Source organism: Variovorax rhizosphaerae, assembly GCF_037889975.1.
Lineage (GTDB): Bacteria > Pseudomonadota > Gammaproteobacteria > Burkholderiales > Burkholderiaceae_C > Variovorax > Variovorax rhizosphaerae.
The window spans coordinates 89,447-112,245 of record NZ_JBBKZT010000002.1; the positions used below are offsets into that span (position 1 = coordinate 89,447).

At 68.0% G+C, this 22,799-nt stretch carries 23 protein-coding genes; 5 read left to right on the plus strand and 18 right to left on the minus strand.

The genetic code is table 11. The features are described from left to right. The first annotated feature begins 2 nt into the window (after positions 1–2). From WKW82_RS04235 to WKW82_RS04245, 3 genes are read left to right on the plus strand one after another with little or no spacing between them, the layout of a single operon-like run. Entirely contained in the window at positions 3–1,022 is a 1,020-nt protein-coding gene (locus WKW82_RS04235) for a Bug family tripartite tricarboxylate transporter substrate binding protein (protein WP_340341005.1), read from the plus strand. Continuing rightward, complete coding sequence (locus WKW82_RS04240; protein ID WP_340341006.1) at positions 1,022–2,239, plus strand: CaiB/BaiF CoA transferase family protein; 1,218 nt, start codon at positions 1,022–1,024, stop codon at positions 2,237–2,239. Before WKW82_RS04235 ends, WKW82_RS04240 begins: the two co-directional genes overlap by 1 nt. Then, complete coding sequence (locus tag WKW82_RS04245; RefSeq protein ID WP_340341007.1) at positions 2,236–2,880, plus strand: 2-hydroxychromene-2-carboxylate isomerase; 645 nt, start codon at positions 2,236–2,238, stop codon at positions 2,878–2,880. Before WKW82_RS04240 ends, WKW82_RS04245 begins: the two co-directional genes overlap by 4 nt. Before the next feature lie 9 nt (positions 2,881–2,889). Here WKW82_RS04245 and WKW82_RS04250 read toward each other — a convergent pair whose 3' ends face one another. The 14 genes from WKW82_RS04250 to WKW82_RS04315 all read right to left on the minus strand — a co-directional run bounded on the left by WKW82_RS04250 (position 2,890) and on the right by WKW82_RS04315 (position 16,774). Continuing rightward, positions 2,890–4,419 carry a ComEC/Rec2 family competence protein gene (locus WKW82_RS04250; protein WP_340341008.1) on the minus strand — a complete coding sequence of 510 codons (1,530 nt, stop codon included), beginning with the start codon at positions 4,417–4,419 and terminating at the stop codon, positions 2,890–2,892. A 99-nt stretch (positions 4,420–4,518) separates the two neighbouring features. After that, positions 4,519–5,469: an NAD(P)H-dependent flavin oxidoreductase gene (locus WKW82_RS04255; RefSeq protein ID WP_340341009.1), complete on the minus strand. Its 951-nt coding sequence runs from the start codon at positions 5,467–5,469 to the stop codon at positions 4,519–4,521. 13 nt (positions 5,470–5,482) lie between these two features. Next, positions 5,483–6,388, minus strand: coding sequence for an SDR family NAD(P)-dependent oxidoreductase (locus WKW82_RS04260; protein WP_340341453.1), 906 nt, complete (start codon positions 6,386–6,388; stop codon positions 5,483–5,485). Positions 6,389–6,446: 58 nt separating this feature from the next. Next, positions 6,447–7,226, minus strand: a complete 780-nt coding sequence (locus WKW82_RS04265) for an enoyl-CoA hydratase/isomerase family protein (protein ID WP_340341010.1) — start codon at positions 7,224–7,226, stop codon at positions 6,447–6,449. 10 nt (positions 7,227–7,236) lie between these two features. After that, positions 7,237–8,046 (minus strand): SDR family oxidoreductase, encoded by an 810-nt coding sequence (locus WKW82_RS04270; RefSeq protein WP_340341011.1) that lies wholly within the window; start codon positions 8,044–8,046, stop codon positions 7,237–7,239. Between the two features lie 5 nt (positions 8,047–8,051). Next, positions 8,052–8,462 (minus strand): PaaI family thioesterase, encoded by a 411-nt coding sequence (locus WKW82_RS04275; protein ID WP_340341012.1) that lies wholly within the window; start codon positions 8,460–8,462, stop codon positions 8,052–8,054. Next, positions 8,462–9,994: a class I adenylate-forming enzyme family protein gene (locus WKW82_RS04280; RefSeq protein WP_340341013.1), complete on the minus strand. Its 1,533-nt coding sequence runs from the start codon at positions 9,992–9,994 to the stop codon at positions 8,462–8,464. The genes WKW82_RS04275 and WKW82_RS04280 overlap by 1 nt, the downstream gene beginning before the upstream one ends. Continuing rightward, positions 9,991–10,482, minus strand: a complete 492-nt coding sequence (locus tag WKW82_RS04285; RefSeq protein ID WP_340341014.1) for a PaaI family thioesterase — start codon at positions 10,480–10,482, stop codon at positions 9,991–9,993. The genes WKW82_RS04280 and WKW82_RS04285 overlap by 4 nt, the downstream gene beginning before the upstream one ends. After that, positions 10,479–12,170: a long-chain-fatty-acid--CoA ligase gene (locus tag WKW82_RS04290; RefSeq protein ID WP_340341015.1), complete on the minus strand. Its 1,692-nt coding sequence runs from the start codon at positions 12,168–12,170 to the stop codon at positions 10,479–10,481. The genes WKW82_RS04285 and WKW82_RS04290 overlap by 4 nt, the downstream gene beginning before the upstream one ends. 273 nt (positions 12,171–12,443) lie before the next feature. Then, positions 12,444–13,613 carry an acyl-CoA dehydrogenase family protein gene (locus tag WKW82_RS04295; RefSeq protein ID WP_422823406.1) on the minus strand — a complete coding sequence of 390 codons (1,170 nt, stop codon included), beginning with the start codon at positions 13,611–13,613 and terminating at the stop codon, positions 12,444–12,446. Positions 13,614–13,782: 169 nt separating this feature from the next. Further along, on the minus strand, positions 13,783–14,607 hold the full coding sequence (locus tag WKW82_RS04300) for an SDR family NAD(P)-dependent oxidoreductase (RefSeq protein WP_340341016.1): 825 nt from the start codon (positions 14,605–14,607) through the stop codon (positions 13,783–13,785). A 39-nt stretch (positions 14,608–14,646) separates the two neighbouring features. Beyond that, entirely contained in the window at positions 14,647–15,087 is a 441-nt protein-coding gene (locus tag WKW82_RS04305) for a MaoC family dehydratase (RefSeq protein WP_340341017.1), read from the minus strand. Continuing rightward, positions 15,080–15,523, minus strand: coding sequence for a MaoC family dehydratase N-terminal domain-containing protein (locus tag WKW82_RS04310; protein WP_340341018.1), 444 nt, complete (start codon positions 15,521–15,523; stop codon positions 15,080–15,082). Before WKW82_RS04310 ends, WKW82_RS04305 begins: the two co-directional genes overlap by 8 nt. 66 nt (positions 15,524–15,589) lie before the next feature. Then, positions 15,590–16,774, minus strand: a complete 1,185-nt coding sequence (locus WKW82_RS04315) for a lipid-transfer protein (protein WP_340341019.1) — start codon at positions 16,772–16,774, stop codon at positions 15,590–15,592. A gap of 196 nt (positions 16,775–16,970) precedes the next feature. Here WKW82_RS04315 and WKW82_RS04320 point away from each other — a divergent pair, with 196 nt between their 5' ends. Continuing rightward, the gene (locus WKW82_RS04320) at positions 16,971–17,201 is read left to right on the plus strand and encodes an antitoxin (RefSeq protein WP_340341020.1); all 231 of its coding nucleotides are present in this window, start codon (positions 16,971–16,973) and stop codon (positions 17,199–17,201) included. A gap of 45 nt (positions 17,202–17,246) precedes the next feature. Here the strand turns inward: WKW82_RS04320 and WKW82_RS04325 are convergent, their stop codons facing one another. The 3 genes from WKW82_RS04325 to WKW82_RS04335 form a co-directional block, all read right to left on the minus strand. Beyond that, positions 17,247–18,287, minus strand: coding sequence for an AraC family transcriptional regulator (locus WKW82_RS04325; protein WP_340341021.1), 1,041 nt, complete (start codon positions 18,285–18,287; stop codon positions 17,247–17,249). 9 nt (positions 18,288–18,296) lie between these two features. Next, entirely contained in the window at positions 18,297–19,478 is a 1,182-nt protein-coding gene (locus WKW82_RS04330; RefSeq protein WP_340341022.1) for a CaiB/BaiF CoA transferase family protein, read from the minus strand. Between the two features lie 111 nt (positions 19,479–19,589). Then, positions 19,590–20,342: a sulfite exporter TauE/SafE family protein gene (locus WKW82_RS04335; RefSeq protein ID WP_422823407.1), complete on the minus strand. Its 753-nt coding sequence runs from the start codon at positions 20,340–20,342 to the stop codon at positions 19,590–19,592. Positions 20,343–20,473: 131 nt separating this feature from the next. Between WKW82_RS04335 and WKW82_RS04340 the strand changes: the two genes are divergently transcribed. Then, the gene (locus tag WKW82_RS04340; RefSeq protein ID WP_340341024.1) at positions 20,474–21,370 is read left to right on the plus strand and encodes a LysR family transcriptional regulator; all 897 of its coding nucleotides are present in this window, start codon (positions 20,474–20,476) and stop codon (positions 21,368–21,370) included. On the opposite strand, the gene pmbA is transcribed toward WKW82_RS04340, so the two are convergent. After that, positions 21,365–22,747 carry a metalloprotease PmbA gene (gene pmbA / locus WKW82_RS04345; protein WP_340341025.1) on the minus strand — a complete coding sequence of 461 codons (1,383 nt, stop codon included), beginning with the start codon at positions 22,745–22,747 and terminating at the stop codon, positions 21,365–21,367. The genes WKW82_RS04340 and pmbA overlap by 6 nt on opposite strands. Between the last annotated feature and the right edge of the window lie 52 nt (positions 22,748–22,799).

The window sequence follows — 22,799 nt, forward strand, 5'->3', positions numbered from 1 at the left end:
GCATGACGCACCCGAACCCGCAGACCACACGCCGTGCCGGGCTGGCCGCCCTCGCAGCCTCGCTGCTGCTGCCAACTATTGCATGGGCCCAGACGGCGCCCGCCACAGCGACGGCCGCCACGTTCCCGAACAAGCCGATCCGCATCATCCTGCCCTTCACCGCGGGCGGCACCACCGACGTGCTGGCGCGCAGCATCGGCCAGAAGCTGAGCGAGTCCTGGGGCCAGCCGGTCGTGGTGGAGAACCGCCCCGGCGCCTCCGGCTGGAACGGCATGGTCGCGATGGCCCGCATGCCCGCGGATGGGCATGTGTTCGCGGTGACGATCTCGAACATCATCTATGCCAAGTCGCTCTATGCCGACCTGCCCTTCAACGTCGAGAAGGACTTCGCGCCGGTGTCGATGATCTCGCGCTCGCCGGTGGCGCTGGTGGTGTTGAGCAGCTTCCCGGCCAGCAACTTGAGGGAGTTCGTCGAGCAGGTCCGGGCCCACCCCGGCAAGCACAGCTACGCATCCTTCGGCCAGGGCACCACCGCGCACATCTTCGGCGAGACGCTCAAGCTCGACGCCAGGCTGGACATGGTCCATGTGCCGTACAAGGGTGCGGCCCCGGCGGTCAACGACCTGCTCGGCGGACAGGTGTCGAGCGCCTATCTCGACACCGGCACCGTGCTGCCTCTGCTGCAGGCCGGCAAGGTCAAGGTGCTGGCCATCAGCGGCACGCAGCGCCTCGGCGCCGCGCCATCGGTGCCGACCTTCCTGGAGCAGGGCTACAAGGGCTTCGAGCCGGTCGGCTTCTTCCAGGCGCTGGCGCCGGCCGGCGTTCCGGCCGACGTGCTGCACAAGCTGTCCGACGGCATCGCCAAGGCCGTCCAGTCGCCCGACCTCAAGGCGCGCATCGTCGAGATGGGCCAAGACCCCGCCGGCAGCACGCCCGAGGTTCTGGCGGCGGCGATCCGTTCGGACGCCGCGCTGTTCGACCGCACCATCAAGACCTCGAACATCAAGGTCGAGCAGAACTGATGACGAACCCGGAGGCACGCATGCAGGCACCCTATGCCGGACTGAAGATCGTCGACCTCTCCGCCGTGGTGTCCGGGCCGATGGCCGCGGGACTGCTGGCGGACCAGGGCGCGGACGTGATCAAGGTGGAGACGCCGAAGGGCGACCTCACGCGCGTGATCGGCCCGGCCAAGGGCGACATCTCGGCGCTGTTCGCCAGCATCAACCGCGGCAAGCGCTCGATCGTGCTCGACCTCAAGCATGCGGAGGGTGCGAAGGTGCTGCGCGACCTGATCGCCGGCGCCGATGTGCTGGTCGAGAACTTCCGGCCAGGTGCGCTGTCGCGGCTGGGCTTCTCGTACGAGGCGGTGTCAGCCTTCAATCCACGCATCGTGTACCTGTCGATCTCGGGCTTCGGCCAGACCGGCCCGTATGCCGGCTACCGCGTGTACGACCCGGTGATCCAGGCTGTGTCGGGCTTTGCGGATGCGCACCCGAACCCGGAGAGCGGCGAGCCGCAACTGCTGCAGACGCTGCTGTGCGACAAGATCACCGCGCTGACCGCAGCGCAGGCCCTCGGCGCGGCGCTGCATGCGCGCAGCCAGACCGGGCGCGGGCAGAAGATCGAGCTGTCGATGCTCGACGCGGCCCTGTCCTTCCTGTGGCCGGAGGCGCTCTACAACCACAGCTTTCTCGACGGCGATGTGAAGCCCCTGCCCGAGTTCGGCGCCAACCAGAAGCTCTGGCGGGCGCGCGACGGCTGGTTCGCCATGATCACGCCGCAGGACGATGAGTTCGCCGCAATGTGCCATGCGCTGGGCGTGCCGGAACTGGTGCGCGATCCGCGATTCGTCTCGATTCCGGTGCGCCGCCTGCATCAAGCCGAACTGCGCGGGCTGATCGAGCCATTGATTGCCGAGCAAGATGTCGACATGTTGATCGCACGCCTGGGCGCGGCGGGCGTTCCGGTGGGCAAGGTCAACCACAAGCGGCAACTGGCCGACGACCCGCAGGTGCGGGCCAATGCGTCCTTGCAGGAAAGCGCGCAGGCGGGTGTCGGCAGGTTGCGCTCGGCGCGCGCTGCGGCGAAGTTTTCGGCGGTGCCGGCCGGCGCTGCGGCCGACGCTCCGCATCTCGGCGAGCACACGCTCGCGATCCTGCGCGAACTCGGTCGCACCGAGGAGCAGATTACTTCGCTGGTGGCCTGTGGCGCGGTGCAGCCACGGCAGGGCGCATGAGCGACGGTGCCGTGCCCGTCGTTGCAACGCAGGCCGGGAAGTTCATCGACTTCCACTTCGACTTCATCTCGCCCTACGGCTACTTCGCGTCGCGCCAGATCGAGTCGCTGGCCGCACGCCACGGGCGCACGGTGCGATGGCATCCATTCCACATGCGCGCCGTCATGAAGGACATGCTCGGCATGACACAGGCGATGGCCGACGTTCCGCTGAAAGGCGCGTACGTGCGGAAGGACGTGCATCGCATGGCGCGCTGGCTGGAGTTGCCCTATGCGCCGGCGCCGACCGCCAGCTTTTCCAGCGTGACGGCGAGCCGCATGTTGTGCCTGATCCAGGAAGCCGATGCCTTCGCAGGCGCTCGCTTTGCGCACGCGGTGTTCCACAGCCACCATGCGCTCGGGCGGCCACCCAACAGTTGGACCGACGCCCAGGCCCTCGCTGCACAGAGCGGGGTCGATGCCGCCTCGCTGGTGGAGGACGAACACGGCGAGCACGCACGCGACCTGTTCCGCCAGGCCACGGCCGATGCCGTCGCGAAAGGCGTCTGGGGAACGCCCACCTTCATCGTCGATGGCGAGATGTTCTGGGGCTGCGACCGCATCGTCCAGCTCGATGAATGGCTGCGGCACGGTGGTTGGTGAGTCGAAACTTCAGACCCTCTTCACCGGCGCCGGCAGAGGCTGCCCCGACGCATCCAGTTCATACGCATAGGCTTCCTTGAGCTTGGCGTTGGCGCTGTCGGTGTAGATCAGCAGGCGCGACCCGTTGGTCCTCGTCTTCACCATGCCGAAAGCCGCACGGCTGAACCCCTGGAACGTCCCGCGCTCCTTCGCCCGGGCCGGACTCGTCGGGACGACGCTGCCTTCGTAGGTGAAGAACGCGACCAGCTCCGTGACGAAGACCAGTGGCTCCGGGACGCGGGAGTACTTGCCGAGCGCGCCGACGAGCGTCGCGCGCGGATGGATGTATTCCTTGCGCACGTTCTCGTCGCCGCTCGATACCACGCTGGCGATCGGCGAAACCGCCTGGAGGAACGCGCCTGAAAAATCGGCCGACCCGTGATGCGGCACCTTGAACACCTCGGAGCGCAGGTTGATCGTCCCCTTGTTGTTCTCGCGCGCAAGGAATCGACTCGACTCGTCGTTGAGGTCGCCGCAGAACAGGTAGCTGAAGCCGCCGTAGCCGAGCTTGAACACGACGGAATGGCCGTTGATCGTGTGGGACGCGGAAAGCCCGCTGGAACGCAGGGCTGTGTCCTCGAGCGACTCGTGGCCGATGCGCGGGCCTTCGGGCGGCTCGCCGAGGAACTTGAGCGCGGGCTTGCCGTCGACCTCCGCCGGGATCGGTCCCAACACCTCGATGCGCATCGCACCGTCGTTGAAGAAGTCGAACGCCTCGTTGTCCCCGAGTTGCAACCGGCGGAACGCGATCTTCTGCCGCTGGTCGTAGTGCGCCAACGCGGCCTTCCAGCGCCGGAAGGGCTGGTTCATCTGGGCATCGTCGACCTCGAGCAGGTTCTCTTCCAGGCCGGTGATATAGGTGCTTCCCGCCACCTGCTTCGTCGCGCCAAGGAGTTCGCGGTCCGGAACCCTCTTGTCGTTCCGGGTGCTCGGCCGCTTGACGATGCCGTTGTGGAACACGCGGTGCGGACGGATGAACAACTGCTTTTTCACGTCGCCCAGGGTTTCGGAATCGAATATCTCGACGAGCCCCGCGAAGTGATCGGCATCGCCATGGGTCACGAGGATGCAATCGATGTCCTTGGGCTTGGCCGCCGTCGTGCCGTTGAACCGTCCGGCCAGGTAGCGCGCGAACAACTGGTTGTCGCCGCCATCGACCAGGATCACCTTGCCGTCCGGCGACTCGATCACCGCGCCATCGCCCTGCTGCACGTCGACGAAGTTGACGCGCAGCACATCGTTCGACGCAGGCTCGGCCACCAGGTCCGACGGCCGAAGCTTCTGGCTCTTTCGCGGAACGATGAAGCCCGTGGTCTTTTGCGTGATGACACTGCCTCCCTGCTGTTGGACGTAGACGACGACCTCGATCTCCAACGCGGTCGGGGTGATGTTGTTGACGACGATCTCGTCTCCCCACGCCAGCGTTCGCAGCAGTTCCTTGCGGTCCGGCGCGGCCCAGACGTCCGCGAGGTCCACCTTGATGACGTACCGGGTACCCATGGCATTCCCCTCCAGTCGATGGTGCCCCGGAGCCTATTCCTCGATACGTCCCCTGCCGTCCTCAGGATTGAGGATGTTGGGCCCCTACGCGGCCACTGCCTACGGCTCGACCAGCGCCCGCATTCCCACCGCATACTCATCCGCCATGCGCGCCACCCGCCGCGCCACCGGCTCCACCGCGCCCACCGCACCAATCCCCTGCCCACACCCCCAGATGTCCTTCCACGGCTTGCGCGTGCTGCCGAAGTTCATCTTCGACGGGTCGCTCTGCGGCAGGTTGTCCGGGTCCATGCCGGCCTTCACTATCGACGGCTTCAGGTAGTTGCCGTGCACGCCCGTGAACAGGTTGGAATACACGATGTCGTCGCTGTTGCTCTCGACGATCATGCGCTTGTAGGCCTCGTCGGCGCGGGCCTCCTCGGTCGCGATGAAGGCCGAGCCGATGTAGGCCAGGTCGGCGCCCAGCGCCTGTGCCGCGAGGATCGCGCGACCGCTGGCGATAGCGCCAGACAGCGCCAGCGGGCCGTCGAACCAGCGGCGGATCTCCTGCACCAGCGCGAACGGACTCGTCACGCCCGCATGGCCACCGGCACCCGCCGCCACCGCGACCAGGCCGTCGGCGCCCTTCTCCACCGCCTTGTGCGCGAAGCGGTTGTTGATGACGTCGTGCATGACGATGCCGCCCCAGGCATGCACCGCGTCGTTGATGTCCGTGCGCGCGCCCAGCGAGGTGATGACCAGCGGCACCTTGTAGCGCTCGCAGGCCTGCATGTCGTGGTCGAGCCGGTCATTGCTCTTGTGCACGATCTGGTTGATCGCGAAAGGCGCAGCGGGCGATTCCGGATGCGCGCGATCGTGCGCGGCCAGCGTCTCGGTGATCTCGGCCAGCCAATCGTCGAGCAGCGTCGCCGGCCGCGCGTTCAACGCCGGCATCGAGCCGACGATGCCGGCCTTGCACTGCGCGATCACGAGTTGCGGCACGCTGATGATGAACAGCGGCGAGGCGATCACCGGCAGGCGCAGGTTCTGGAAGCAGGCGGGCAATGTCATCGCGCGGCCCACCTCACACCGGGTCCCAGGTGAACACGTCGCTCGAACGGTCGAGCGGAAAGTATTGCGCCTTCAACGCCGGCAACGCATGGCTGGCCACCATCTCCGGCGTCCAGCCTTCGGAGCGATGCACCGAGCGCACCGGGCGCGGCTGGCTGATCAGGAAGATCTCGTTGTTGCGCACCGCGAAGATCTGGCCGTTGGTGTCGGCCGCCTGGTCGCTGGCCAGGCACACCGCCAGCGGCGCGATCTTGGCCGGCGTCATCTGCTTCATGCGCGCGACGCGTTGCTGCTCGGCCTCGGTCTCGGTCGGGATCGAGCCGATCATGCGGCTCCATGCAAAGGGCGCGATGCAGTTGGAGCGCACGTTGAACTTCAGCATGTCGAGTGCGATGGACTTCGACAGCGCCGCCACGCCGAGCTTGGCCGCCGCGTAGTTGGCCTGCCCGAAGTTGCCGATCAGTCCCGAGGTGCTGGTCATGTGCACGAACACGCCGGACTCCTGCGCCTTGAAGTGCGTCGCCGCCGCGCGGCTGACGTAGTAGGCGCCGTAGAGATGCACCTTGATGACCGCGTCCCATTCGTCGTCGCCCATCTTGTGGAAGAAGCGGTCGCGCAGGATGCCGGCGTTGTTGACCACGCCGTCGATGCGGCCGAAGGTGTCGAGCGCGCTCGTGACGATGTGGGCTGCCGCGCGTGCTTCCGACACGCTGTCGGTGTTGGCCACGGCCTCGCCGCCGGCGGCGCGGATCTCGTCGACCACGCGCTGCGCCGGGCCGGCGTCCGAGCCCTCGCCGGCGACCGATGCGCCGATGTCGTTGACGACGACGCGTGCACCGGCACGGGCCATGGCCAGCGCGATGTCGCGGCCAATGCCGCCACCGGCACCGGTCACGACCATCACCTTGCCGGCCAGCATCTGGGGTTCACTCATGTCTTTGCTCCTTGGGTTCTGTGAAAACTTGTGTGAAGGCGGTTCATGCCGGCCACTGGAAGGCGGCCGGGCGACGCGCGAGGAAGTCCTGCACCGCGTCGCGGTGGGTCTGCGTGCCCATGGCCAGCGACTGGGCGCTGGCTTCGAGTTCGAGCTGAGTCGACAGGTCGCCGCCCGCGGCCACGGCGCGCTTGATGAGCGCCACGGCCATCGGCGCGGCGTTGACGAAGCTGGCGGCAATGGCCTGTGCGCGTGCCTGCAATTGCTCGGGTGGCTGCACTTCGGCGAGCAGGCCGAGGCGCAGCGCCTCCTCGGCACCGACCTCGCGCGCCGACAGCATCAACTCCTTGGCACGCTGCGGGCCGACGATGCGCGGCAAGGTGTAGAACACGCCGCAATCCGGCACCAGGCCCACGCGCAGGAAGGACACGCACATGCGCGTGCGCGGCGTGCCGATCACGTAGTCGGCCGCCAGCGCCAGGCCGAAGCCCGCGCCGAACGCCGCACCGTCGACCGCGGCAATCACCGGCCGGTCCAGCGTGATCAGGTCCTGCAGCCAGTGGTGCAGCGAATGCAGGCGCTCGTGCCAGCCCTGGTTGTCGAGGCCGGCGCTCGCGATGTTGCGCAGGTCGCCGCCGGAGCAGAAGTGCCCGCCCGCGCCGGTCAGCACGACGGCGCGGATCGACTTGTCCTGCTTGATGCTGCGGATGGCCGCGCCGAGCTCGTCGCGCATCTGCAGGCCGAGCGCGTTGCGCGTGGCAGCGTCGTCGAGCGTCAGCGTGGCGATCTGCTGGTCGACGGTGAAGGTGAGTGTGTTGCCCATCGTGATTCTTTCAGCGGGATTGAACGGCAGCGCCGAGGTCGCGGCCACCGGCCAGCGAACTGCCGCCCTCGACGGGGATGACGGCGCCGGTGACGAACGCTGCGGGCGGCGAACTGAGCACCATCGCCATGTCGGCCACTTCCGCCGTGGTGCCCATGCGCCCCAGCGGAATCGTTGCGGTCATGGCGGCCAGCGCACCGTCGCCGGGCGCGAGGCGGCGCACGCCCTCGGTGTCGCCGATCGGGCCGGGCACGATCGAGTTGACGCGCACGCCATCGGCGCCCCACTCCATCGCCAGCACGCGCGTGAGCATGTCGAGCCCGGCCTTCGCGGCGCAGACATGGGCCTGGTACGGCGTCGGGTTGGCGGCCTGCGGCGCCGAGATGTTGATGACCGAGGCACCGGGCCTGCGCAGGTGGGCATGGGCCGCGCGCAACACGTTGAAGCCGCCGACGAGGTCGATGTCGACGACCGTTCGGAAACCCTTGCTCGACATGCCCAGCGCAGGTGCGACGAAGTTGCCGGCCGCGCCCGAGACCAGCACGTCGATCGCGCCGAAGCGCCGGCTGGCCTGCGCGAGCGCGGCCTCGATGGCCTCGTATTCGCGCACGTCGGCGCTGTAGCCCTCGGCCTCGTTGCCGTGGCTGCGCAACTGCGCCACCGCGCCGGCCACGCGCTCGGCCGATCGGCTTGCGATGGAGACACGCGCACCGCGCCGCGCGAAGGCATCGGCGATGGCCAGGTTGATGCCGCTGCTGCCGCCGGCCACGAAGACATGGCGGCCAGTGAAATCGAGGAGGTCTTGTGATGTGAGGTTCATGCGGTTCAACGGTGCGCGAGGTAACGGAACGAGCCGATGCTGTGCGCGACCACCGCGCCCTGCGCATCGGTCACGCGGGCCTGACACTGCACCACGTCGCCGTCGTCGTCGACGCTGATCACTTCGCCATCGGCGGTGAGGCGGCCGCGGCCGGGTTGCAGGTAGCTGGTGTTCATCGTGAGCGTGACGGCGGTCTTCGCGAAGTCGATGCGCGAGACGGCGGCACTGGCCATCACCACGTCGACCAGCGTGGCGACCACGCCGCCGTGCATCGCGTGGATGTAGTTCTCGAGTTCGGGGCGGGTGTCGACGGTGAGGCGGGCGCGGCCGCCTTGCGAGAACTCGCGCTTGACGCCGAGCAGGTGCATGAAGGGCACGGCCGAGAAGGCCTGCCGCGGGTCGGGTTGTGCGTCCATCAGACGGTTGCCTCCAACTGCGCATGCTCGGCGCGCAACGCGGTCTTCAGCACCTTGCCGGCCGCCGACAGCGGCAAGGCCGGTGCAAAGCGGATGCTGCGCGGGCACTTGTAGCCGGCCAGCCGCGTGCGGCACCAGGCCACGAGTTCGTCGGTGCTTGCGTCCGACCCAGGGCGCAGCACCACCACCGCATGCACCGACTCGCCCCAGCGCGCGTCAGCCACGCCGATCACCGCGGCGTCCGTCACGTCGGCATGGCTGCGCAGGGCCGCCTCGACCTCGGCCGAGTAGACGTTCTCGCCGCCGGTGATGATCATGTCCTTCAGGCGGTCGACGACGAACAGGAAGGCCTCGCCATCCATGCGCCCGCCGTCGCCGGTGCGGAACCAACCGTCGCGGAAGGCCGCGGCGCTGGCCTCCGGCAGGTTCCAGTAGCCGCTGGTGACCATCGGGCCGCGCACGACGATCTCGCCGACCTCGCCGCGCGGCACTTCCTTGCCGCTTTCGTCGACGATACGGATCTCCGCGCCGAGCCCCGCACGTCCGACCGAGCGCAACCGTCCCGGCGCCTGCGCGAGCGCGGCGGCGCGATGGTTCATCGGCAGGTTGATGCAGACCGCGCCCGCCGTCTCGGTGAGGCCATAGGCCTGGAAGAACTCCGCCTGCGGCCAGATCGACAGCGCGCGGTCCAGCAGGTCCGGCGGCATCGGCGCGGCGCCGAAGGCAATGCGCGTCAGGCTCTGCACGCGTGCCGGTGTGAAACCGGGCGCTTCGAGCAGCGCCTGCAGCATGGTCGGCACGACGATGATGTCCGAGATCCCATGCCGCTCGATCGCGTCGAGCACCACGTCGGCCCGGAACTGCGGCAGCGTGATGCAGCAGCCGCCGACGATGCTCTGGCCGACCAGCCGGCCCAGCCCGGCCACATGGAACAACGGCGCCACCAGCAGCGACACGCTGTCCGGCGAGTTGTTGAGTTCCGCACCGCGCGTCATCGACGCCGACCAGAAGTTGGCATGCGACAGCATCACGCCCTTGGAGCGCCCCGTCGTACCGCCGGTGTAGAGGATGGCCGCGAGTGCATCGCCGCCGCAGCGCGTGTCCTCGACAGGCTGCATCGCCAGCCCTTGCGCGGCGAGTTGCGCGGTGGAGATCACCGTGGCCAGGCCGGCGAGCGCGGTCGCTGCCTCATCGAAACCCGCGTCCACCACGACCAGTGCCGCGCCGCAATCGGCCACCGCATGCCGCAACTCCGGCACGCTCCAGCGCACGTTCATCGGGCAGGCCACCGCGCCGATCCACCAGCAGGCCATGAGCGTGATGACCAGGCCATCGCTGTTGGGCGACAGGATCGCCACGCGGTCGCCGTGCGCGATGTCGTGGGCCCGCAGCGCGGCGGCGCGGCGACCGACCTGGTCGGCGAATTGCGCGAAGGTCCACTCGCGCTCGTCGCCGGGTGCGACGTGGCACAGCGCAATCTTGTCGGGATGGCGCTGCAACGCGCGTTGCAGGCCCTGCGTGAGGCTGGTCATGGCGTGGGCTCCGTCTCGCGCAGCGCGGCGCCTGGCGCAGTGGCGGGCGCCGCGCCGTCACGCGGGCTGCGATAGCGGAAGGTGCCCATGGCCTTGGCCACGACCTTGCCGCTGTCGTCGGTCATCTCGGCCTCGCAGAAGCAGACCGAGCGGCCACCGCCGGTGGCACGACCTGTCACGCGCAAACGACCAGCCGACGGGCGCATGAAGCCGATGTGCATGTCGATGGTGACCACCTCGCGCATGAAGTCGACCTTGCTGAGCGCGGCGTTGGCCATGGCGCTGTCGAGCAAGGTCATCACCACGCCGCCATGTCCGGCGCCGTGGTTGTTCAGCAGGTCGGGATGCAGGTCGAGCACGACGACGGCTTCGCCATTGCCGACGCGTTCGCGGCGCATGCCGATCATCTCGAGGAAGGGAACGTGCCGGGTGGGTCCGGAGACCGGCGGGTCGGCGCGCGTGGCGGCTTCGGCTTCAAGCAGTGTCATGGTTGCGTGGTGCTCTCGGTTGAGGTGGAAGTGTTCGCGTCCTGGATGGCGCGCCACAGGATCTTTCCGGTGCTGGACTTGGGCAGCGCGCTGCGGAACTCGATCTGGCGCGGCACCTTGTAGGCGGCCATGCGTTCGCGGCACCAGGCGGTGAGTTGGGCGGCGTCGAGTTCGGTGTCGGGCTTGCGCACCACCACGGCCTTGACCGACTCGCCCTGGCGCAGGTCGGGCACGGCGATCACGCAGGCCTCGTGCAACGCGGGGTGTTCGTAGAGCAGGCTTTCGACCTCGGCAGGCCAGACCTTGAAGCCGCTCACGTTGATCATCCGCTTGAGGCGGTCGCGCATGAAGAAGTAGCCGTCGAGGTCGATGCTCGCGAGGTCGCCGGTGCGGAAGAAGCGCAGCCCATCGCGCTCGAAGAAGGCCTGCGCGTTCGCGGCGTCGTCGTGCCAGTAGCCGAGCATCACCTGCGGCGCGCTGGTCACGAGTTCGCCGACTTCGCCCATCGGCAACTCGGCCAGGGTCTCCGGATCGACGATGCGCGAGTCCACGCCGAAGGCCGGAATGCCGAGGCACTGGCGCTTGCCGCGCCCGACCGGATTGCAGTGCAGGAACGATGCGGTCTCGCTGAGGCCGTAGCCCTCGATGTAGCTCAGGCCGAAGCGCTCCTGCAGCATCTCCGACACGGCCTCGGGCATCGCGGCGCCGCCACCGTTGAGGATGGCGAGGCTGGCCAGGTCGCGCTGCTGCGCCTCGGGGTGCGCGAAGAAGTCGTTGAGCATGGCCGGCGGCGCGGCCCAGGCGCTGACGCGGTAGCGCTCGATCAGGCGCGCCGCCGTGGCCGCGTCCCAGCGCGGCATCATGACCACCGTCGCGCCCAGCGCCATCGGCATCAGCATCGCGTTCTGCATGCCGAGCAGGTGGAACAGCGGCGCCACGCCCATGACGACCGATTCGGCATGCAGGCCGCGCCACAAGGCGGCACCGATGGTCGACGCGAGCAGGGTGCGATGCGTGTGCATGCAGCCCTTGGGTCGGCCGGTGGTGCCCGAGGTGTAGGGCAGCACGCAGAGGTCGTCGGGCGTCCCCTGGTCGGGTTGGGGCACGAGGCCTGCGCCCAGCGCATCGGCCCAGGCGGCGATGCGTGGATGATCGAGCGCGATGCGCGGTGCCGCGACCCACTCCGGCACCGGCAGGTCGGTCACCGCGCCGAGGGCCTCGGCATAGCAGTGCACCACCGCATGCCGCAGGCGGCCATCGTCCAGTGCGGCGCGCATGGCAGGCAACAGCTCCTGCGCGGCCATCGCCACGGCTGCGCCGCTATCGGCGATGTAGTGGTCGAGCTCCGTGGCGGTGCTCATCGCGTTGACCGGCACCACCACGGCGCCGCAGCGCACGATGGCATGGAAGGCGATGGTGAACTGCGGGCAGTTCTGGCTCATGAGCAGCACGCGGTCGCCGTGCCGCACGCCTGCGCGGTGCTGCAAGTGACCGGCCAGTGCATCGACCTGTGCCTGCAGCGCCGCGAAGCTGATGGCCGTGTCGAAGAACACGATGGCTGGCTTGTCTGGGTGGCGCTGCGTGGCCGCGGCCAGATGTTGGTACAGCGTGACCCGCGGCGCGGGGAGTTCCCTCGGCAGGCCTTGCGGCCATGCGTCAAGCCAGGGTGCGGGAGGACGGACGGTCATGGTGCATGTCTCGTTGCGTTGTCTCGTTGCGTGATCTCGTTGCCTTGTCGTGTGGTGCAAGGCGGCCCGGGCCGCTCAAGACCATCGTATGAAGCCGTCGCGCCTCCGCCTATCTGTATTTGACGAAGCGGCCGTTCTGCCATGCCGAAGGGCGAGCGCTAAGAAGGTGTGAAGATTTCGTAGCGAGGGCGCCGAGGTCGGGCTGAGGAGCGGAGCCGTACTCCAGTACGGTGAGCACCGCAGGCCCGAGATCGGTGGCCGCAGTAGAAAGATTCACACCTTCTGGTCCATCGCGCGCGCGATGATCTCCTTCATCACTTCGTTGGCGCCGCCATAGATGCGGCCCACGCGCGCGTCGGTGTACATGCGAGCGATCGGGTACTCGTTCATGTAGCCGTAGCCGCCGTGCAGTTGCAAGCACTCGTCGATCACCTGGCAGGTGGTCTGGCTGATCCACCACTTGGCCATCGCGGCAGTGGGCACGTCGAGTTCGCCGCGCGCAAGTTTTGCGATGCAGTCGTCGACGAAGGTGCGCGCGATGGTGGCCTGGGTCTGGCATTCGGCCAGCTTGAAGCGCGTGTTCTGCAGGCTCATCAACGGCGCGCCGAAGACATTGCGCTCGCGCACGTAGGCCAGCGTGTCATCGACCGCGCGCTGCATCGTCGCGGCCGAGCCGACCGCCAGCAGCAGGCGCTCGCGCGGCAATTGCTGCATCAGTTGCGCGAAGCCGCGCCCCTCTTCCTCGCCGAGCAGGTTGCCGACCGGCACGCGCATGTCGTCGAAGAACAGCTCCACCGTGTCCTGCCCGTGCTGCCCGATCTTGTCGAGCAGCTTGCCGCGCCGGAAGCCCGGCAGGTCGCGCGTCTCGATCATCACCAGCGACACGCCCTTGGCCTTGGCCTGCGGGTCGGTCTTGACGGCGACGCAGATCAGGTCGGCGTGGTAGCCGTTGGTGATGAAGGTCTTGGCGCCGTTGATGACGTAGTGGTCGCCGTCGCGGATGGCGGTGGTCTTGATGCGCTGCAGGTCGGTGCCGGCGCCGGGCTCGGTCATGGCGATGGCCGCAACAATCTCGCCACGCGTCATCTTCGGCAGCCACGATTGCTTCTGCGCCTCGGTGCCATAGGCCAGCAGGTAGTGGGCCACGATGCCGCTGTGCACGTTGATGCTGAAGCTGTTGACCAGCGCGCGCATCTGCTCCTCGCAGATCACGGCCTCGTGCAGGAAGCTGCCACCACCGCCGCCGTATTGCTCTGGGATGCCGGCGCACAGCAGGCCGAGTTCACCGGCACGCGACCACATCTCGCGGTCGATGTGCTGCTGCTTGGCCCAGTCGGCCTGGCGCGGCGCGCATTCGGTTTCGAAGAAGCGGCGCGCGGTGTCGCGCAGCATGTCCAGTTCGGCGTTCATCCACGCGCGCGAGGAGGATTCGAAGGTCATCATGTCGTGCCTCATATCAGTTTTTCACCACGCTATCGCGTGACCCGCGATGCACGAAGCCATGGCGCGCATTGCTTGTTCGTGGGCACCCGCAGAACCGGCTTTGCCGGGCTGGTGGGTGCGCCCCCTTGAGGGGGAGGCGCCGAAGGCGCTTCGGGGGTGGGTTTCCATTTCAGGGACGGCCGCCGCCGCAAACCAGCACCTGGCCGCTGACGTAGTTGGATTCGGGAATGCAGAACATGTAGACCGCGCCGGCCGCCTCCTCCGGCGTGCCGCCGCGGCCCAGCGGAATCAGCGACTCGGCGTTCTTGAGGATCTGCGGGTTCACGCCGACCTTGATCTTGCGGCCCTCGATGTCGATGCTGGCGTCGGCCTGCGCATCGGCCTCGGTAAGCCGGGTCTTGATCAGGCCGAAGGCCACGCTGTTCACGTTGACCTTGTAGCGGCCCCATTCCTTGGCCATCGCCTTGGTGATGCCGTTGATACCCGACTTCGCCGCCGCATAGTTGACCTGCCCCGCGTTGCCATACACGCCCGAGGTGGACGAGATGTTGACCACCTTGCGGAACACCGGCGTGCCGGCCTCGGCTTCCTTCTTCGCCGCGTCGCGGATGAAATCCGATGCCGCGCGCAGGATGCGGAACGGCGCCGTGAGGTGCACCGCGAGGATGTCTTCCCACTGCGCATCGGTCATCTTCTGGATCACGTTGTCCCAGGTGTAGCCGGCGTTGTTCACGATGATGTCGAGGCCCTGGAAGTGCTCGACGGCGGTGTCGACGAAGCGCTTGCCGAAGTCGGCCTGCGTGACGCTGCCGACGCAGGGCACAGCTTCTCCGCCGGCGGCGCGGATTGCGGCCACCGCTTCGTTGGCCGGTGCTTCATCCAGGTCGTTGACGACGATCCGCGCGCCCTCGCTGGCCAGCTTGAGTGCGATCTCACGGCCGATGCCGCGGCCAGAGCCCGACACCAGTGCGACCTTGCCTTGCAATTTCTTCATTCGTTATCTCCGTTGGAAATCAAATGCGGCGATGTCGGCTCACGACAGCGCCACCACGGCGTCGCCGGCGAGCTTGACCTGGCCGTTCTGGTCGACCGTCTCGAGCACGAGGCGCGCGCGCCTTTCGCCGTCGACGGTGTGCTTGTCGACCACCGTGGCGCGACAGCGGATGCGGTCGCCGACCTGCGTGATGGCGACGAAGCGCACGCCGAACTCGCGCACCGCCGCCTGTGGCACCCAGTTGGTCAGCAGGCGGGCCAGGTAGGCCATGGACAACATGCCATGTGCGAACACGTCCTTCTGGCCGGCGGCGCGTGCGAAGTCGGTGTCGACGTGGATCGGGTTGTGGTCGCCGGACGCACCGCAGTACAGCGCGAGCGAGAGGCGCGAGATCGGCTCGGTCTCGAACGCGGGCAGCGCGTCGCCGACCTGCAAGGTGTCGTCGTTCAGTCCAGTTATCTGCATGATTGCTTCAGCCATTGCGCATCACCGTCACGGCGCGCATCTCGGCGACGCGCTCGCCCCGCTGGTTGTCGACCAGCGTGCGACGCACCACGAACTCGAGCGCGCCACCCTTCTTGTCATAGATGTCCTCGATGCGCTGCGTGAAGCGCAGCACGTCGCCCGCATGGGCCGGCGCGTGGTACTTGAAGGACTGCTCGCCATGCAGCAGGCGGCGGTAGTCCAGGCCCAGCAAATCGCGGATGGCCGCGGGGTTCGGGCCCTCCATCTCCAGGCAGAACAGGAAGGTCGGCGGCACCGGCAGGCCGGGATGACCGGCCGCGCGCGCGGCGCTTTCGTCCGAATAGACCGGATCGGCCTGCCCTGTGGCCTTGGCGAAGAAGCGCAGCCGCCCTGCCTCTACCGGCACGCTGAACGGGGGCATCTCGTGCCCGATGAAGCTGCGGTCAATCATGCGACGCGCCGGCCTGTGCCGGTCCACTGTGCAGCCCGCCCGATGAATAGCGTCAGCGCCAGCATGTCAGTGCACCTGGTAGAGCGTGACCACGCAGGCGCCGCCGAGTCCCAGGTTGTGCTGCAGCGCCAGACGCGCACCTTCGACCTGGCGCTGATCGGCCTGCCCGCGCAGTTGCCAGGTCAACTCCGCGCATTGCGCGAGACCGGTGGCGCCGAGCGGGTGGCCCTTCGACAGCAAGCCGCCGGACGGATTCGTCACCACGCGTCCGCCATAGGTGTTGTCGCCGTCCAGGATGAACTTCTCCGCCGTGCCTTCCGGCGTCAGGCCCAGGCCTTCGTAGGTGATGAGTTCATTGGCTGTGAAGCAGTCGTGCAGTTCCACCACATCGATGTCCTCCGGGCCGATGCCGGCCGCCTCGTAGACCTGCAGCGCGGCGGCGCGTGTCATGTCGTAGCCGACCACTTGGCGCATGTCGCCGGCATCGAAGGTGCTGGCCGTGTCGGTCGTCATCGCCTGGGCCGCGATCGACACGCGCATGTCGAGCTTGTGGCGCTTCGCGAAGTCTTCCGAGCACAGGATCGTGGCCGCCGCGCCGCAGGTCGGCGGGCAGCATTGCAGGCGCGTGAGCGGATCGAACACCGCCGGCGAGGCCATCACCTCATCGAGCGTGACGGTGTCGCGGAACACCGCCATCGGGTTGCGCGCCGCATGCTGGCGTGCCTTGACCGATATCCGCCCGAAGGTGTCGGCGCGAATGCCGTGCTGCTTCATGTAGTCGCGCCCTGCCCCGCCGAAGAACTGCGCGGCGCGCGGCACGGCGGGTTCATAGCCTTGCAGTTCGCCCATCGTGTCGGCGAAGCGCGCCATCGGCGAAGGGCGGTCGTCATAGGCACCCTTGAGCGCACCCGGCACCATCTGCTCGAAGCCCAGCGCGATGGCGCACTCCACCATGCCGCTTTCCACTGCCTGCCGCGCAAGGTAGAGCGCGCTGGAACCGCTCGAACAGTTGTTGTTGAGGTTGAACACCGGGATGCCGCTGAGCCCGACGCGGTAGATCGCCGCCTGGCCCGCGGTGGAGTCGCCGTAGACGTAGCTCACATAGGCCTGCTGCACCTCGCTATAGGGCACGCGCGCATCGTCGAGCGCGAGCCTTGCGGCACGTTCGCCCATGACCATGTAGGGGTCGCTGCGACCCGGCTTGCTGAACGGAATCATGCCGACGCCGGCCACGAAAACTTTGCGTTTCATTCGCGCTTCCTTGCAGTTGTCTCGTTGAGGGATGACGCAAGGATGCGCCGCGCGGGGCGCGCGACCAATGGCGTGTACGGTCAAAGTGCTTGGCGGAAAGTGCCAGCGCCAGGCGGAGGTGGCACAACGATGCCGAAGCTGCGCCTGCTTGCCTCCAGGCGCGCAGATACTCGTCGTATACACAAGGGGGATGCCAATGACCTACGCCAGAGTCTTCCGTTCCGGCAACAGCCAGGCGGTGCGCCTGCCAAGGGGCTTTCAATTCACTGCCGACCGAGTGGAAATCTTTCACCAGGGGAATGACGTCGTGCTGCGCGAACGCCCCGTCAACGCGGCCGCAATATTCGATGCCTTGGTAAAGATCCCCGTCGACTCCATGGCAGAGGCCCGCACCGATGGCCTGCCACAGGAGCGGGAATCGATCTGAATGACAGTGCGATACAGGACGTGATGCAGGTCACGCCAGGCGGCCTCAGCGCTCGCGCAACCGCGTCTGCCGGTACTCCCCCGGCGCCACACCTGTCCAGGCCTTGAACGCCCGATGAAACGTACTGGCCTCCGAGAACCCGAGTTGCGCCGCGATCTCGGGCAGTGTCAGTTCGGGCCGGGCCAGGCACTCGATGGCCGCGTCGCGCCGCAGGTCGTCCTTGATGCCCCGGAAGCCCTGCCCTTCGTCACGCAGCCGTCGACGCAGGGTCTGCGGCGTCATCGCCAACTGCCGCCCGATGTCTTCCAACGACGGCAGCTCCTCCGCCAGTTGGCGTCGCAGGATGCGGCGAATGCGCTCGGTCACGCTGGTCTGGTCGCGGTACCGCACGAGCAGGCTGGCCGGCGCCTGCCGCATGAATTCGCGCAGGCTCTGCTCGTTCTGCACCACCGGCAGGTCGAGCCAGCGGGCCTCGAAGCGCCAGCCCGTGCAGGGCCGCTCGTAGCAGGCGGGCGCCTGGTACAGCGTGCTCGCCTCGGCAATCGGATCGAGCCTCGAATGCGGGAAATCCACCGACAGCAGCGGAATGCGCCGCGCCACCAGCCACGCGACCAGGCCATAGGCGAAGAACGAGAAGACGCGTGCTGCATACGCCGCAGTCGGCGCGGGCGCACGGCCGGTCAACAGGCAGAGGCCGGCCACGCCATCCAGCACCTGCAGGCGGGGCACGAAGTCGTCCAGCAGCAGCCGGTAGTGGCGCAAGCCAAGCCGCATCGCATCGCCCAGCGTGCGGCAGCCGATGACCACGCGGCAGCCCTGCGCAAAGCTGCCCGGCGGCAGGGGTCGGGACGCGAGACCCAGCAGCTCGTCGCGCATGGCATGGCGCAGCACGAAGATCAGTGCCGCATATTGACCCTGGGTCACCCTGGACAGCGGCGCTTCCAGCAGCGCCGCCGAAATGCCCGCGCGCGTTAACAGGCGCTGCACATCCAGACCCCGTTCACGCGCGCCGAGCAGGATCTGGTCGACCTGCTGGATCGGGATGGTGTGGCGGGTGAAGGAGGTGCGGTGGGAGGTCGCGGTCACCTCGCGTTTTTAACCCAGCACGCCCTGCCGGCGAAGCGCCGCCACGGCGTCAATCGCATAGCCCGCCTCGGCCAGGATCTCGTCGTTGTGCTCACCGGGTGCAGGGGCCGGGCGCCGCACCTCGAAGGTGTAGTCGCTCATCTTCACCGGGCACGCGAACTGCGCCGCGCCGCCCTCACCCGCGGCCTCGATGACCATGCCGCGCGCCTTGAAGTGCGGATCCTGCAGCGCTTCCTCGAGCCGCCGCACCGGGGTCACGCAGCAGTCGGTGTCCTCGAACGCGGCCTCCCAATGTGCGAGCGGCTGCGCGCCGATCAGGCCCGCCACTTCGGCTCGCACGCGCGCCGCGCTTGCCGGATCGGCTGGCATGTGCAGCGGCTTCAGGTCGTCGCGTTCGATCGCGTCGCAGAAGCGATCCCAGAACTTGCGCTCCAGCGCGCCGACGGCCAGCTGGCGGCCGTCGAGCGTCGCGTAGAACGCGTAGCAGGGCAGCCCGCCCGACAGCCGGTCGGTGCCCGCGGGCGCGGTCTGGCCATTGCGTGCCAGCGTGACCATCGGCACCACTGTATGTGCCAGCATGCTGTCGGCCATGGCGATGTCGACATGGCGGCCGCGCCCGGTGCGGGACGCATCGAACAGCGCGGCCAGCAGGCCCATGGCCGAAGTCAGCGAACCGCCGATCAGGTCGGCGATGGGCACGTTCGACAAGGCCGGTGCGTCGCCGTCGCGGCCGATCTGGTCGCTGACGCCAGCCATCGCGCAATAGTTGAGATCGTGCCCGGCGTCGTCGCGGTTCGGACCGGTCTGGCCGTACCCGGTGATGCTGCAATAGACCAGCTTCGGATTGATGCGCGACAGCGCCTCCCATCCCACGCCGAGCCGGTCGGTCACGCCGGGGCGAAAGCTCTCGACGAGCACATCGGCATCGCGCACCAGCGCGTGCAGCACCGCCACGCCTTCGGGCTGCTTCAGGTCCAGCCTGATCGCGCGCTTGTTGCGGTGGACCAGCGCACGCAGGGCCGGCGCCGCATAGTCACCGGCACCGGTGTCCTCGATCTTGATGACGTCGGCACCGAGGTCGGCCAGGTGCATCGTGCACACCGGGCCGGGCAGCAGCCGGGTGAGGTCGAGCACGCGCACACCGGTCAGCGGGGCGCGAGAGGTGGAGAGCGGATTGATGTCGGGGGGCATGGCGCGCGGATGTCCGGGGATGAAGGTGGAGGCCAATCTATCGAATCGAGCGCGATTGCGCGTTGGCGGATCCGGTCAATCGGCTTGGCCCAATGTGTCGCGCCCCTGCCCTCAAGCGATCAACTGTCGCCCCGCCATGTACACGCCGAGCAGCGCCAGCCCCGCGAAGAAGCATCGCCGGAAGGTCGCCACCGGCAGCCGTTGGCGCAGCGCCGTCCCGGCCACCATCCCGAGCAGGGCCGGCAGCAACATCGGCAGCGAGCCCGCCAGGGCAGCGCCGGCATAACCGCCGCTCGTCGCCAGTCCGAGCGCCAGCGCCAATGTCGACGTGGTGAACGAGATCCCCATGGCCTGGACCAGTTCGTCCCGCTCCATCCCCAGGCCCTGCAGGTAGGGGACGGCGGGCAGCACGAACACGCCTGTCAGCGCCGTCAACAAGCCCGTGAGCGCGCCCGCCACCGGCCCGCCCCAGGCCTCATGACGGGCCGGCACCTGCACGCGCCAGCCGGCCAGGCCCCATGCCGCATAGCCGACCAGCGCCAGCCCGAGCACCGCGGTCGCCCACGCACCAGCGGGCGCTCCGAACACGAATGCGCCGCCCAGGGTCCCCACGACGATACCGACCTGCATGCCACCGAGCCTTCGCAACATGGCCGCCAGCGTCGACCGCGGCCCGGCCTGCCAGGCATTCGTGACCAGCGAGGGAACGATCAGCAACGCCGCCGCCTGCGCCGGCGTCATCCACAGCGCCAGCAATGCCATCGACACCGTCGGCAAGCCGAGGCCGATCACGCCCTTGACCATGCCCGCCAGAAGGAAGACGACGGTGGTCGCGGTCCAGGCCATCCAGATCGACATGTGCATTGCTCCATTCAGTCGGTGAGTGAAGCCCGAGTCTGCCGAAGACCTCGAAAGTCGAAAATGCGGAAGTTGCAGAGCAGGCCTCAGGCACAGCCTGAGGCAGCGGTCCGGCAGCAGTGATACCGTCCTCGACCATGCGATTCGACCTGACCGACCTGCGGCTGTTTCTCAACGTCGTCGAAGCCGGCAGCATCACCGCCGGCGCCGAACGCACGCACATGACGCTCGCCTCCGCCAGCCAACGCGTGCGCGGCATGGAGGCAGATCTGGGCAGCCCGCTGCTGCTGCGCCATGCACAAGGCGTCACACCCACCGAGGCCGGCCGCACGCTGCTGCACCACGCGCGGGTGGTGCTCCAGCAGATGGAGCGGTTGCACGGAGAACTGGGCGACTACGGCGCGGGCCTCCAGGGCCATGTGCGCGTGCAATGCAATACCTCGGCCATGACGGAGCACCTGCCCGAGCCGCTTGCCCGCTTCCTCGCGCTGCACCCGCGCGTCTCGGTGGACCTGGAAGAGCGGGCCAGCCAGGACATCGTGGATGCGCTGCACGGCAGCCTGTGCGACATCGGCATCGTCTCGGACGCGGTCGACGTCGCAGGCCTCGCGCAGTTCGTGTTCCGTCGCGATGACCTCGTGCTGGTCGTGCCGCGCGGCCATGCGCTTGCCCGGCGCCGTCGCGTGGCTTTGATGGACGTGGTGGACAGCGAGTTCATCGGCCTCGCCAACGGCAATCCGCTGCAGGAGCACATCGCCCAGCACGCGCGGCGCATGGGCAAGCGGCTGAATTACCGCGTGCGCGTGCGCAGCTTCGAATCGGTCTGCGGCATGGTGGAACAGGGCATCGGCGTCGGCATCGTGCCGCTCACCGCCGCCGAGCGATGTGCTGCGACCATGAATGTCCGCCGCATCGAACTCACGGACGATTGGGCCGCGCGCAATCTGCTGGCCTGCGTGCGCCAGATGGACGGGCTCTCACCGAATGCGCGGCGACTGCTGCAGCACCTGCTGCCGCAAGGCGCAGGCCTATGAGCCCGCGACCTTCATCCGGTTGACCAGCACCGAGCCGGTCGACTTGGCGCCGTAGTTGTAGACATCCGCGCCCACCGCCTCGATGCCCATCAGCATGTCCTTGAGATTGCCGGCAATGGTGATCTCCTGCACCGGGAAGGCAATGCGCCCCTTCTCGACCCAGAAGCCGCTCGCGCCGCGCGAGTAGTCGCCGGTCACGTAGTTGACGCCCTGCCCCATCAACTCGATCACGAACAGGCCGGTGCCGAGCTTGGCCAGCATCGCATCAAGGTCGTCGCCCGCTTGCGTGAGGCGCGAGCGCAGCGTCAGGTTGTGCGAGCCGCCGGCGTTGCCGGTGGTCTTCATGCCGAGCTTGCGCGCGGAATAGGTGCTGAGGAAATAGCCTTCGAGCCGGCCCGCGTCCACCACCTTGCGCGCCTTGGTCGTCACGCCTTCATCGTCGAAGGGCGAACTGCCCTTGCCGCGCAGCACATGCGGGTCTTCCGCGACATCCATGTGGTCAGGCAATACCTGCTTGCCGAGCGAGTCGAGCAGGAAGCTGCTCTTGCGGTAAAGAGCGCCGCCGCTCGTGGCCTGCACCAGCCCGCCGAGCAGGCCCGCAGCCAGCGGCGACTCGAACAGCACCGGGCATTCGACCGTCTTGATCTTCCGTGACTTGAGCCGGCTCAGCGCCCGCTCCGCCGCGTATCGGCCCACGGCAGCCGGCGCCGCCAGCTCATCCGCCGAGCGCATCGAGCTGTACCAGGCATCGCGCTGCATGTCGTCACCCTTGCCGGCAATCGGCGCGACCGAAATGGAGTGGCGCGAGCTGGCATAGCCACCCCGGAACCCGTGCGTGTGCGCGCTGAAGAAATGGCTCTGCTGCGCCGAGACACCGGCGCCTTCGCTGTTGGTGATGCGCTTGTCGGTCGACAGCGCCGCAGCTTCGCATTCCAGCGCGATGCGGGCGGCTTCCTCGCTGGTCACCGACCAGGGATGGAACAGGTCCAGGTCGGGCTGCTCCTTGACGATGTCGTCCAGGTCCGGCAGGCCACTGACCGGGTCTTCCGCGGTGAAGCGCGCGATGTCGTAGGCCGCCTGCACGGTCTGCGCAATGGCGGCCTCGGAGAAGTCCGAGGTGCTCGCATTGCCGCGGCGATGACCGACGTAGACCGTGATGCCCAGCGACTTGTCGCGGTTGCGCTCGACGTTTTCGAGTTCGCCCTTGCGCACCGATACGCTGAGTCCGCAGCCCTCAGAGGCCTCGGCGCCCGCATCGGTGGCGCCGAGCTTCTTGGCATGCGCCAGGGCCGTGTCGACCAGGTTTTCAAAGAAGGGGCGGCTGTAGGCAAAGCCGGATTCCGCTTGCGCGGGCGAGGTCTTCGGGTTGGTCTTCATGTAGTGGCTATGATACTTGCGCCCCCTGTGTCGGATGACGCGGCTCCTCCCA

Coding starts and splice junctions, on each gene's coding strand:
- WKW82_RS04330 (WP_340341022.1), bottom strand. CDS start 19,478: ATGCCCCCCGACATCAATCCGCTCTCCACCTCTCGCGCCCCGCTGACC.
- pmbA (WP_340341025.1), bottom strand. CDS start 22,747: ATGAAGACCAACCCGAAGACCTCGCCCGCGCAAGCGGAATCCGGCTTT.
- WKW82_RS04335 (WP_422823407.1), bottom strand. CDS start 20,342: ATGCACATGTCGATCTGGATGGCCTGGACCGCGACCACCGTCGTCTTC.
- WKW82_RS04255 (WP_340341009.1), bottom strand. CDS start 5,469: ATGACATTGCCCGCCTGCTTCCAGAACCTGCGCCTGCCGGTGATCGCC.
- WKW82_RS04305 (WP_340341017.1), bottom strand. CDS start 15,087: ATGGCTGAAGCAATCATGCAGATAACTGGACTGAACGACGACACCTTG.
- WKW82_RS04245 (WP_340341007.1), top strand. CDS start 2,236: ATGAGCGACGGTGCCGTGCCCGTCGTTGCAACGCAGGCCGGGAAGTTC.
- WKW82_RS04235 (WP_340341005.1), top strand. CDS start 3: ATGACGCACCCGAACCCGCAGACCACACGCCGTGCCGGGCTGGCCGCC.
- WKW82_RS04275 (WP_340341012.1), bottom strand. CDS start 8,462: ATGGACGCACAACCCGACCCGCGGCAGGCCTTCTCGGCCGTGCCCTTC.
- WKW82_RS04250 (WP_340341008.1), bottom strand. CDS start 4,419: ATGGGTACCCGGTACGTCATCAAGGTGGACCTCGCGGACGTCTGGGCC.
- WKW82_RS04265 (WP_340341010.1), bottom strand. CDS start 7,226: ATGGGCAACACACTCACCTTCACCGTCGACCAGCAGATCGCCACGCTG.
- WKW82_RS04320 (WP_340341020.1), top strand. CDS start 16,971: ATGACCTACGCCAGAGTCTTCCGTTCCGGCAACAGCCAGGCGGTGCGC.
- WKW82_RS04300 (WP_340341016.1), bottom strand. CDS start 14,607: ATGAAGAAATTGCAAGGCAAGGTCGCACTGGTGTCGGGCTCTGGCCGC.
- WKW82_RS04270 (WP_340341011.1), bottom strand. CDS start 8,046: ATGAACCTCACATCACAAGACCTCCTCGATTTCACTGGCCGCCATGTC.
- WKW82_RS04290 (WP_340341015.1), bottom strand. CDS start 12,170: ATGACCGTCCGTCCTCCCGCACCCTGGCTTGACGCATGGCCGCAAGGC.
- WKW82_RS04315 (WP_340341019.1), bottom strand. CDS start 16,774: ATGAAACGCAAAGTTTTCGTGGCCGGCGTCGGCATGATTCCGTTCAGC.
- WKW82_RS04260 (WP_340341453.1), bottom strand. CDS start 6,388: ATGCTGGCCGGCAAGGTGATGGTCGTGACCGGTGCCGGTGGCGGCATT.
- WKW82_RS04280 (WP_340341013.1), bottom strand. CDS start 9,994: ATGACCAGCCTCACGCAGGGCCTGCAACGCGCGTTGCAGCGCCATCCC.
- WKW82_RS04240 (WP_340341006.1), top strand. CDS start 1,022: ATGACGAACCCGGAGGCACGCATGCAGGCACCCTATGCCGGACTGAAG.
- WKW82_RS04340 (WP_340341024.1), top strand. CDS start 20,474: ATGCGATTCGACCTGACCGACCTGCGGCTGTTTCTCAACGTCGTCGAA.
- WKW82_RS04295 (WP_422823406.1), bottom strand. CDS start 13,613: ATGATGACCTTCGAATCCTCCTCGCGCGCGTGGATGAACGCCGAACTG.
- WKW82_RS04285 (WP_340341014.1), bottom strand. CDS start 10,482: ATGACACTGCTTGAAGCCGAAGCCGCCACGCGCGCCGACCCGCCGGTC.
- WKW82_RS04310 (WP_340341018.1), bottom strand. CDS start 15,523: ATGATTGACCGCAGCTTCATCGGGCACGAGATGCCCCCGTTCAGCGTG.